Below are 8,956 nucleotides of genomic sequence, written 5' to 3'. Positions count from 1 at the left end.
GTTCGCTTAACGCCGTTCACGCATCTACCCCAGACTTCCTCATGAATCCCATCGGATACCGCATTCTTCCCCGTTCCGGCCCGGCCGTCTCGGCCGACGTGCTGGCCGGCTTCGCCGCCATCGGCTCGGCCCAGATCAGCGACTGCATGAATCGCCTATACGGCGTTTCGGGCCTGCGCCCGCTGCACGCCGGCGCCCGCCGCACGGTGGGCCTGGCGCTGACCGTCAAGACCCGTCCGGGTGACAACCTGATGATCCACAAGGCGATTTCGCTGGGCGGCGCGGGCGACGTGATCGTCGTCGACGGCGCGGGCGATACCAGCAATGCGCTGGTGGGCGAACTGATGATGATGGATGCGCAGTCGCGCGGCATTGAAGGTTTTGTGATCGACGGCGCGGTGCGCGACCTGGACGTGTTCGCGCAAGGCGAGTTCGGTTGCTATGCGCGCGCTGTGTCGCACAAGGGGCCGTACAAGGACGGTCCGGGCGAGATCAATGTGCCGGTGTCGGTGGGCGGCCAGGTGGTCAACCCGGGTGACGTGGTGGTGGGCGACGCGGATGGCGTGGTGGTGATTCCCGCTGAGCATGCCGCGGCTGTGCTAGCCCTGGCGCAGAAGAAGGAAGCCGACGAGGCCGTGGCGAAGGAAAGGCTGCGCGCTGGCACCTACACCAAGCCCTGGCTGGAGAAGACCCTGGCTGAGAAGACGGGAGCCGCGAAATGAGCCAAACCCTGAGCCAAACCCTGAGCCAACCCGTGACCCAAACCCAAACCCCGCAACCCCCCAGCATCGTCGCCGACCGCATCAAGCGCATCAAGCTGTCGCCCAGCGTAGCCGCGCGCGCCATCATCGCGGAACTGCGCGAGCAGGGCCGCCGCATCATCGACCTGACCATCGGCGAGCCGGATTTCTCGACGCCCGAACACATCCGCCTGGCGGCCACCGCGGCCATGAACCGCGGCGAAACCAAGTATCCGCCGGCCCAGGGCACCGTGGCACTGCGCCGCGCCGCCGCCCAGCATTTGCAGGAAGCGACGGGCGTCGACTACCCGGTGGGCCGCATCATCGTCAGCACGGGCGCCAAGCAGGTGATCTTCAATGGCCTGGCCGCCACGCTGAACGATGGCGACGAAGTGCTGATCCCGGCGCCGTTCTGGGTGTCGTACCCGGACATGGTGCTGGTCAACGGCGGCGTGCCGGTGGCGGTGGAGACCTCGCCGGCGACCGGCTACAAGGTCACGCCCGAAGCGCTGGAACGCGCCATTACGCCGCGCACCAAGTGGCTGATGATGAATGCGCCCAGCAACCCTACGGGCTCGGTCTATAGTGCGGACGAGCTGCGCGGCCTGGCCGAGGTGTTGAAGCGCCATCCGCAGGTGTGGCTGATGACGGACGATATCTACGCTCGCCTGAACTTCACTGGCGAGCCGACGGTGCATCCGCTGCAGGTCGCGCCGGAACTGGCGGCGCGCACGCTGGTGGTCAATGGCGTGTCCAAGGCTTATGCCATGACGGGCTGGCGCATCGGCTATGGTGCGGGTCCTGATGAGCTGATCAAGGCGATGGCTATCCTGCAGTCGCAGAGCACGTCGGGCGCTTCGTCCGTGAGCCAGGCGGCCGCGTTGGAGGCCTTGTCGGGGCCGCAGGATTGCGTGGCCGAGTTTGCCCAGGTGTTCCGCCAGCGCCGCGATCTGGCGATTGCGGAGCTGTCGGGCACGCCGGGCCTGGATATCGTCGTGCCGCAGGGCGCGTTCTATGTGTTCCCGGACTGCTCGGGCCTGCTGGGCAAGAAGACGCCGGCGGGCGACGTGATCGCGACCGATACCGACCTGACGCACTATCTGCTGCGCGAAGCGGGCGTGGCCGTTATCGACGGCCATGCCTATGGCGCGCCGGGCACGTTCAGGTTGTCGTTCGCGGCTTCGATGGACGATATCAAGCAGGGCTGCTCGGCCATCCGGGAAGCTTGCGCGAAGCTGGCCTGAGGCCGGGATAAGCAGTCAGTTCACCATACAACCATACAAGGGGAATCAAGCATGAAACGTCACACTCTTTTCGCCGCCTGCCTGGGCCTGGCGACGCTGGCCCTGGGCGCCGCCGCGCAGGCCGACCAGGTGGATGACATCAAGGTGCGCGGCGAGCTGATTTGCGGCACGCTGGGCACGTCGCAGCCGTTCAGCTTCCAGGATGGCGCGACGCGCCAGCTGGTGGGCTATGACGTGGACGTGTGCAAGCTGGTTGCGGACAAGCTGGGCGTGAAGATCAGCTACAAGCTGCTGTCGGTGGCGGCGCGGGTGCCGGAATTGAATGAAGGGCGGGTCGACATCCTGGCGGCCAACCTGGGTTATTCGCCGGACCGAGCCCAGCAAATCGGCTTCAGCCACGCCTATTACGTCAGCCCGCAGAAGCTGCTGGTGCGCAAGGATTCGGGCCTGGAGACGGTGGAAGCGCTGAACGGCCGCCGCATCGGCGCCACCAAGGGTTCCAGCTCGGAGCGTGAGATCAAGCGCATCCTGGACAAGTCGCAGGTCATTGGCTATGGCGACAGTTCGGCCACTTATCTGGCCTTGCAACAGAAGAAGGTGGACGCGCAGTTCGCTTCTGAATTGGTGCTGGTGCGTCTGGTGCTGCAAAGCCCGCCCACGGCGCCCGTCAGCGTGATCGCCAAGTCGGTGTTCGATGAGCCCTGGGGCCTGGGCGTGCGCAAGTCGGAAGCGCGTTTCCTGGAGACGGTGAATCAGGCGCTGGACGAGGCCGAAGCCTCGGGCGTGGCCGCCAAGCTGTTCGATAAGTGGTTCGGCCCCGAGACGCCGTACAAGCTGGAGCGCGGCTTCAAGATCGGTCCGATTGCGGGCTGAGGTCGGGCTAAGCACCATCGCGAGTCCCTCGTCACGGGTTCCGGCGCCGCATCCAGCGGGCGACCGGGACCCGTGACGTTTGGTCTGGGCCTCGCGCTAGCAGGAGATTGATTGTTTTATGAACCTACTTGACGCTTCCCAATACCAGCTGCTGCTCAGCGGCATGGCCGTGACCGTGCAGCTGTTCCTGGTTGCCTGGGTCATGGCCTTTGCCATCGCGGTGACGCTGGTGGTGGTGCGCGCGACCAACCTTGCGCCGTGCCGGTGGCTGGTCGACGCCTATGTGGAATACCACCGCAACGTGCCGCTGCTGGTGCAGGTGCTGTTCTGGTATTTCGGCATGCCCGAGCTGCTGCCGGAGGGTTTCCGCATGTGGCTGTACCAGCACAACGCCGAGATGTCGCTGGCGGCGATTGCGCTGGCGCTGGGGTCGGCGGCGTACATCGCCGAAGACATCCGCAGCGGTTTGCGCGCCATTCCATTCACGCAGTTCGAGGCCGCCCGCGCGCTGGGCGCCAGCTATCTGCAATGCATGCGTTTCGTGATCGTGCCGCAGGCGGTGCGGATTTCGATTCCGCCGCTGGTGGGGCGCGCGCTGCTGCTGTTCAAGAACACCAGCGTGGCCATGGCCATCGGCGTGATGGAGCTGACCTATCAGGCCCGCGAGATCGAAAACGAGACCTACCGCACCTTTGCCACTTTTGGCGCCGCCACGATCATGTATCTGCTGGGATCGTTCCTCATCATGCTCATCGGATCGCGCATCTATGACCGCTATCGTTTGAACCGGGGAGGCCACGGTGCTTGATCTCCTGTCGCAATACTGGCCCACGCTGCTGGTTGGCCAATACCCCAACGGACCTCTGGGCGGACTGGCGCTGACGCTGATTCTGGCCGCCTGCGGCCTGGCTTTGTCGCTGCCTTTGGCGCTCTTGATCGCGCTGGCCCGGGTCAGCCCCTACGGCTGGCTGCGTACGGCTAGCAAGGCGCTGGTCAACGTGGTGCGCGGCATGCCGCTGCTGATGCTGATCTTCTGGGCCTACTTCGTGGTGCCCAAGCTGACCGGGCAGGTGATCAGCGGCTTCTGGACGCTGATCTTCGCGCTGGTGGTTTACGAAAGCGCCTACTTGTCGGAAGTGATCCGCTCAGGCATCGAGGCGGTGCCGCGCGGCCAGATCGAAGCGTCACGCTCGCTGGGTGTGGGCTACTGGACCACGATGCGCCGGGTGGTGCTGCCGCAGGCGCTGTTCAATGTGCTGCCCAGCATGACCAGCCAGTTCGTCTCGACCATCAAGGAGACTTCGCTGGGCTATGTCATCAGCGTCAACGAGCTGACTTTTGCGGCCAACCAGGTCAACAACCTGGTGCTGACCAAGCCGCTGCAGGTCTTCGGCATCCTGGCCATCATTTATTTCCTGGTGTGCTTCAGCCTGAGCCGCGGGCTGAGCTGGCTGGACCTGCGTATCCGCCGCTCGCGCGCCATGGCTTGAAGGAACAAAACATGATCAATCTAGAAAAAGTGAACAAGTGGTACGGCGCGCATCATGTGCTGAAGGACGTGGATCTTTCGGTGGCGCGCGGCGAGGTGCTGGTGGTGTGCGGCCCGTCGGGCTCGGGCAAGTCGACCATGATCCGCACCATCAACCGGCTGGAGCCGATTGAGAAAGGGCGGATCCTGATCGACGGCAAGGACATCTATGCCAAGGGAGCGGACCTGAACGCGCTGCGCCAGAAGATCGGTTTCGTGTTCCAGCAGTTCAATCTGTTCCCGCACATGAGCGTGCTGGAGAACGTGATCTTCGCGCCTGTCAGCATCCGCAAGCAGCCGCGCAAGCAAGCCGTGGAATTGGCGCGCGGGCTGCTGGAGCGGGTGGGGCTGGAGCACAAGATCGACGCCTATCCGGGTTCGCTGTCCGGCGGCCAGCAGCAGCGCGTGGCGATCGCCCGGGCGCTGGCCTTGCAGCCGCCCGTGATGCTGTTCGACGAACCCACCAGCGCGCTTGACCCGGAGATGGTGGGCGAGGTGCTGCAAGTGATGAAGGGCCTGGCCAAGGACGGCATGACCATGGTGTGCGTGACCCACGAAATGGGCTTCGCGCGCGACGTTTGCGACCGGGTGGTCTTCATGGACGCGGGCGAGATCCTGGAGATGGATACGCCCGAGCGCTTCTTCAGCGCGCCCTCGCATCCGCGCGCGCAGCGCTTCCTGGCGGACATCCTGCATCCGCGCGGCTGAGGCCGGGCGGCGGGCGTTGCCATGATGGTAAGGTGAGGGTTTCCATGCGTTTCGCATCGACCGCCGCGATGTACACCCTCAAACAGCTAGAGGCTTTCTACTGGAGTTCCCAGTTGGGCAGCTTCAGCGCGTCTTCCCGCAAATTGCACACTACCCAGTCGGCGGTCGCCAAGCGGGTGGGCGAACTGGAAACCTTCGCCGGTGCGCCGCTGTTCGAGCGCCGCGCCAAGAAGCTGATCATGACCCCGCAGGGCCGCAAGCTGTACGAGCTGGCGCGCGAAATGCTGGACCTGAACAGCCGCATCGTGCAGAACATGGCCGATCCGGCCAGCTTTGAAGGCGTGGTGCGGCTGGGCGTTACCGAACTGGTCGGCATGACCTGGCTGGCGCGGCTGATCAGCCAGATCAGCCTGCGCTATCCGCGGGTGCAATTGATGCCGGAGATCGACGGCGGCATCACCTTGTACGAAAGGCTGGAACAGGACGAACTGGACCTGGCCATCATGCCTGGCCCGTTCTGGGGCTACCAGTACGATTGCGTCCACCTGGGCGCGGTCACCAACGTCTGGATGGCCAGTCCGGCGTTGGACATCGATTTTTCCGCGCAGCTGACGCCGCAGGACCTGGCGCCTTATCCGGTGATCTCGCAGCCCACCAATTCGGCCTTGTCGCATCTGTACGATGCCTGGTTCGCGGAACAGGGCCTGCCGGTCAAGCGGGTGCTGACCTGCAACAGCCTGGGGATGATGGCGCAACTGACGATGCTGGGCCTGGGCATCAGCTATCTGCCGGGCGCGTATTTCGCGCCGCTGGTGGAGCGTGGCGCGTTATGCCGCCTGAATGTGCAGCCCGACCTGCCTACGATCAATTACTACGCGGTGCACAAGAAGAACATCGTCAACCCGGTGGTGGCCCGGGTGATCGATATCGCGCGCGAGGAATGTGCTTTCGAGGTGGCGGGGGCGTTCCTGCCCCATGTGCCGCCGGCGGTCAGGCCGCCAGAGGCGTAGCGCGAGGCCGGCCGGGCCGGCCCCCGCGAGGCATCAGCCGCAGCGGATTGCGGTCATGACGTCCTTGTCGTCAACGATCAGGTTCAAGCGCGTAGCGTTGTACTCCATCGTGACCAATTGCCCCGGACGCAACATGCGGGCGGTTTCGCTGCCGCTGCGGGTGCGCAGTTCTTCCATGACGGATGCGGTGGCCTTTTGGCCGATCTGGGATTGCAGCGCGGCGGCGTCGCAGGTCTTGCCGCCGCCCATGGAGGACGAGCCGTAGGAGGAACCGCCAAACGTGCTGCTGGTCCCGGCGTCAGAGGAGGACGCGGTGCTGGAGGAGCTGGAGGCTGCCGGCGCACTGGATGAACGCGGGGCGCCGGTGTTGGCGCATGCGGTCAGGCTGGCGACCAGCAGCAAAGGGATCAGCTTTCGGATCATGTAACGCTCCTTACAACAACTCGTCGAAAAAGCCATGATAGACCAGCCATGGCGGGCTGTGACCGGGAGCGGATGCGGCCGGCGCAGGGTGTTGCCGTTATAGGACGCTGTGCGCGTTCTGGCGCATGCAAGGCCGCCATGGCCTTGACGCCTGCTGATTGAATTCCTTTCCCTGCGCCCAGATTTCCGCGGGCTTTCGCCGCCGGCCGATGATCCGAATTTTGCGTTGACACCATAGTTTCATGAATATATATTTGTGAAACTACAGTTTCATAGGCGGGATCATCATGACTTCGGTGTTGCAGGAGCGCATCCTCGCGCTGCAGGACAGCTTCACGGACAGCGAGCAGCGGCTGGCCAGCGTGACCCTGGAGTGCCTGGGCAATATCGCGGCCTATTCGGGCGCGGAACTGGCACAGAAGGCGGGCGTGTCCAAGGCCACGGCGGGGCGGTTTTTCCGACGTCTGGGCTACGAGAACTTCAATGAGGTGCGGGCGCAGGCGCGCGACGAGGCCGATCGTGGGTCTCCGCTGTACGAGATGGCGGGCGTGCGCCCGCCGGACGCGACGGGCGACGCGCTGGCCGAGCATCTGGCCACCGACTTGCAGAACCTGGCCCAGACCTTCGAGCGCCTGGACAGCCGCGACGTGGAGCGGGCCATCGAGCTGTTCGCCGGCGCCCGCCGCATTTGTATCGCAGGCTTTCGCAATGGACGGGTGCTGGCGCAGTACGCCTGGGCCTTGCTGACGCAATTGCGCGACGGCGTTGCGTTGGTGCCGGGCGCGGGTTTGAACCTGGCCGAGGATCTGGCCGATCTGGGGCCTGACGACGTGCTGCTGGTGATGGATTTCCGGCGTCGCGTCACGCTGCTCAAGCCCATCGTCGAACATGCCAACCGCGTCGGCGCGAAGGTCGTGGTGTTGACCGATCCCACCGCCACCGAATTGCCCGCGCGCTCGGACCTGGTGTTGCGATGCGTGAACAGCGGCGCTGCCGTGTTCGATTCCTACGTCGCCGCCACCAGCGTCATCAATCATTTGTGCTCGGCCCTGGCCCGCAAGCTCGGACCTGCCGCGCGCGAACGTCTGCAGAACATAGAACGCCTGCACGAACACTACGGCGATTTGCATCGCTGAATTCCAAGAGGAGACTGACTTGAACCATCCCATTCCGAACGTCCGGCTGCAATACACGCCCAACCCGGCCTTCGAACCCGCCGCGTCTTATGGCCAACGGCAGCTGGACGTACTGGGCGGCCAGGCCTATGCGCTGGCCGAGACGCAGATCCGCCGCTGGCCCGGCTATCAGCCGACGCCGCTGCGGGATTTGTCGGGGCTGGCCCGCGCCGTGGGCGTGGCGGGCATCCGGTACAAGGATGAGGGCGGCCGCTTCGGGCTGGGTAGCTTCAAGGCCTTGGGCGGCGCCTATGCCGTCAGCCGCCAATTGCTGCGGGAATTGTCGGCCAAGCTGGGGCGTGACGATCTGTCGGTCGAGGACTTGCTGTCCGGCCGCTATCGGGAACTGACCCAGGCCATGACGGTGACCTGCGCGACCGATGGCAACCACGGCCGCTCTGTCGCCTGGGGCGCGCAACGCTTTGGCTGCCTATGCGTGATCTACATCCACGCGACCGTCAGCGAAGGGCGCAAGCGGGCGATCGAGCAATATGGCGCGCAGGTTGTTCGCACACCTGGAAATTACGACGATTCGGTGCGGCAGGCGGCGGAAGACGCGGCTCGGCTCGGACGTTATGTGGTTTCGGATACGTCGTATCCCGGCTACATGGAAGTGCCCAAGGACGTGATGCAGGGGTATGCCGTGATGGCCGACGAGGCATTGCGCCAGCTGCGCGAGGCGGGCGATGGCGAATTGCCGACGCACGTGTTCCTGCAAGGCGGCGTGGGCGGGCTGGCCGCTGCGGTGTGCGCGCATTTCTGGGAGCAGCTGGGCGAGCGCCGTCCGCGTTTCATCGTGGTGGAGCCGGACAAGGCGGCCTGCCTGTACGAAAGCGCCCGCGCCGGCAAGCCGGTGGCGGTGCACGGCGATCTGGATACGGTGATGGCCGGTCTGGCCTGCGGCGAAGTGTCCTTGCTGGCGTGGGAGGTGCTGCATCCCGGCGCGCAGGCTTTCCTGACGGTCGACGACGAGGCGGCGCTGGAGACGGTGCGTCTGCTGGCGAGCGGCAAGTATGGCGATGCGCCCATCGTGGCTGGCGAATCGGCCGTCGCTGGGCTGACCGGTTGCCTGGCAGCGCTGGCTGATCCGGCCGTGCGCGATGCGTTGGGCCTGGACGCTGCCAGCCGCGTGCTGGTATTCGGCAGCGAAGGGGCGACCGACCCGGAACTCTATCAACGCATCGTCGGCAAGAGCGCCGCCGAAGTCGAAGCCGAGGCCGTGGCATGACGGGCGCGGCGCTCAAGTCGGAGCACG

10 protein-coding genes are annotated in these 8,956 nt (G+C 65.1%); 9 read left to right on the top strand and 1 reads right to left on the bottom strand.

Annotated elements, in window-relative coordinates; genetic code table 11:
* Positions 1 to 41 precede the first annotated feature (41 nt).
* From VIR09_RS29505 to VIR09_RS29475, 7 genes are all read left to right on the top strand, one after another.
* Complete coding sequence (locus VIR09_RS29505) at positions 42 to 722, top strand: RraA family protein (RefSeq protein ID WP_332016102.1); 681 nt, start codon at positions 42 to 44, stop codon at positions 720 to 722.
* Positions 719 to 1,984, top strand: coding sequence for an aminotransferase class I/II-fold pyridoxal phosphate-dependent enzyme (locus tag VIR09_RS29500; protein ID WP_332016101.1), 1,266 nt, complete (start codon positions 719 to 721; stop codon positions 1,982 to 1,984). Before VIR09_RS29505 ends, VIR09_RS29500 begins: the two co-directional genes overlap by 4 nt.
* Positions 1,985 to 2,035: 51 nt before the next feature.
* Entirely contained in the window at positions 2,036 to 2,857 is an 822-nt protein-coding gene (locus tag VIR09_RS29495) for an ABC transporter substrate-binding protein (RefSeq protein ID WP_332016100.1), read from the top strand.
* A gap of 118 nt (positions 2,858 to 2,975) precedes the next feature.
* The gene (locus tag VIR09_RS29490) at positions 2,976 to 3,665 is read left to right on the top strand and encodes an amino acid ABC transporter permease (RefSeq protein ID WP_332016099.1); all 690 of its coding nucleotides are present in this window, start codon (positions 2,976 to 2,978) and stop codon (positions 3,663 to 3,665) included.
* On the top strand, positions 3,658 to 4,347 hold the full coding sequence (locus VIR09_RS29485) for an amino acid ABC transporter permease (protein ID WP_013394168.1): 690 nt from the start codon (positions 3,658 to 3,660) through the stop codon (positions 4,345 to 4,347). The genes VIR09_RS29490 and VIR09_RS29485 overlap by 8 nt, the downstream gene beginning before the upstream one ends.
* An 11-nt stretch (positions 4,348 to 4,358) precedes the next feature.
* Positions 4,359 to 5,093 carry an amino acid ABC transporter ATP-binding protein gene (locus tag VIR09_RS29480; RefSeq protein ID WP_013394167.1) on the top strand — a complete coding sequence of 245 codons (735 nt, stop codon included), beginning with the start codon at positions 4,359 to 4,361 and terminating at the stop codon, positions 5,091 to 5,093.
* 44 nt (positions 5,094 to 5,137) lie between these two features.
* Complete coding sequence (locus tag VIR09_RS29475; RefSeq protein WP_332016098.1) at positions 5,138 to 6,103, top strand: LysR family transcriptional regulator; 966 nt, start codon at positions 5,138 to 5,140, stop codon at positions 6,101 to 6,103.
* A 33-nt stretch (positions 6,104 to 6,136) separates the two neighbouring features.
* Here the strand turns inward: VIR09_RS29475 and VIR09_RS29470 are convergent, their stop codons facing one another.
* Positions 6,137 to 6,526 (bottom strand): I78 family peptidase inhibitor, encoded by a 390-nt coding sequence (locus VIR09_RS29470; protein ID WP_332016097.1) that lies wholly within the window; start codon positions 6,524 to 6,526, stop codon positions 6,137 to 6,139.
* Between the two features lie 287 nt (positions 6,527 to 6,813).
* Here VIR09_RS29470 and VIR09_RS29465 point away from each other — a divergent pair, with 287 nt between their 5' ends.
* Positions 6,814 to 7,662: a MurR/RpiR family transcriptional regulator gene (locus tag VIR09_RS29465; protein WP_013394164.1), complete on the top strand. Its 849-nt coding sequence runs from the start codon at positions 6,814 to 6,816 to the stop codon at positions 7,660 to 7,662.
* A gap of 19 nt (positions 7,663 to 7,681) precedes the next feature.
* Positions 7,682 to 8,929 (top strand): diaminopropionate ammonia-lyase, encoded by a 1,248-nt coding sequence (locus VIR09_RS29460; RefSeq protein ID WP_332016096.1) that lies wholly within the window; start codon positions 7,682 to 7,684, stop codon positions 8,927 to 8,929.
* Positions 8,930 to 8,956 lie beyond the last annotated feature (27 nt).

Source organism: Achromobacter sp., from assembly GCF_036567245.1.
GTDB lineage: Bacteria > Pseudomonadota > Gammaproteobacteria > Burkholderiales > Burkholderiaceae_B > Achromobacter.
This window is presented reverse-complemented; position numbering and strand designations above follow the sequence as displayed.

What these genes read in the sequence shown, in the direction of transcription:
- VIR09_RS29505 (WP_332016102.1), top strand. Translation starts at nt 42, where the DNA reads ATGAATCCCATCGGATACCGCATTCTTCCCCGTTCCGGCCCGGCCGTC.
- VIR09_RS29500 (WP_332016101.1), top strand. Translation starts at nt 719, where the DNA reads ATGAGCCAAACCCTGAGCCAAACCCTGAGCCAACCCGTGACCCAAACC.
- VIR09_RS29495 (WP_332016100.1), top strand. Translation starts at nt 2,036, where the DNA reads ATGAAACGTCACACTCTTTTCGCCGCCTGCCTGGGCCTGGCGACGCTG.
- VIR09_RS29490 (WP_332016099.1), top strand. Translation starts at nt 2,976, where the DNA reads ATGAACCTACTTGACGCTTCCCAATACCAGCTGCTGCTCAGCGGCATG.
- VIR09_RS29480 (WP_013394167.1), top strand. Translation starts at nt 4,359, where the DNA reads ATGATCAATCTAGAAAAAGTGAACAAGTGGTACGGCGCGCATCATGTG.
- VIR09_RS29475 (WP_332016098.1), top strand. Translation starts at nt 5,138, where the DNA reads ATGCGTTTCGCATCGACCGCCGCGATGTACACCCTCAAACAGCTAGAG.
- VIR09_RS29470 (WP_332016097.1), bottom strand. Translation starts at nt 6,526, where the DNA reads ATGATCCGAAAGCTGATCCCTTTGCTGCTGGTCGCCAGCCTGACCGCA.
- VIR09_RS29465 (WP_013394164.1), top strand. Translation starts at nt 6,814, where the DNA reads ATGACTTCGGTGTTGCAGGAGCGCATCCTCGCGCTGCAGGACAGCTTC.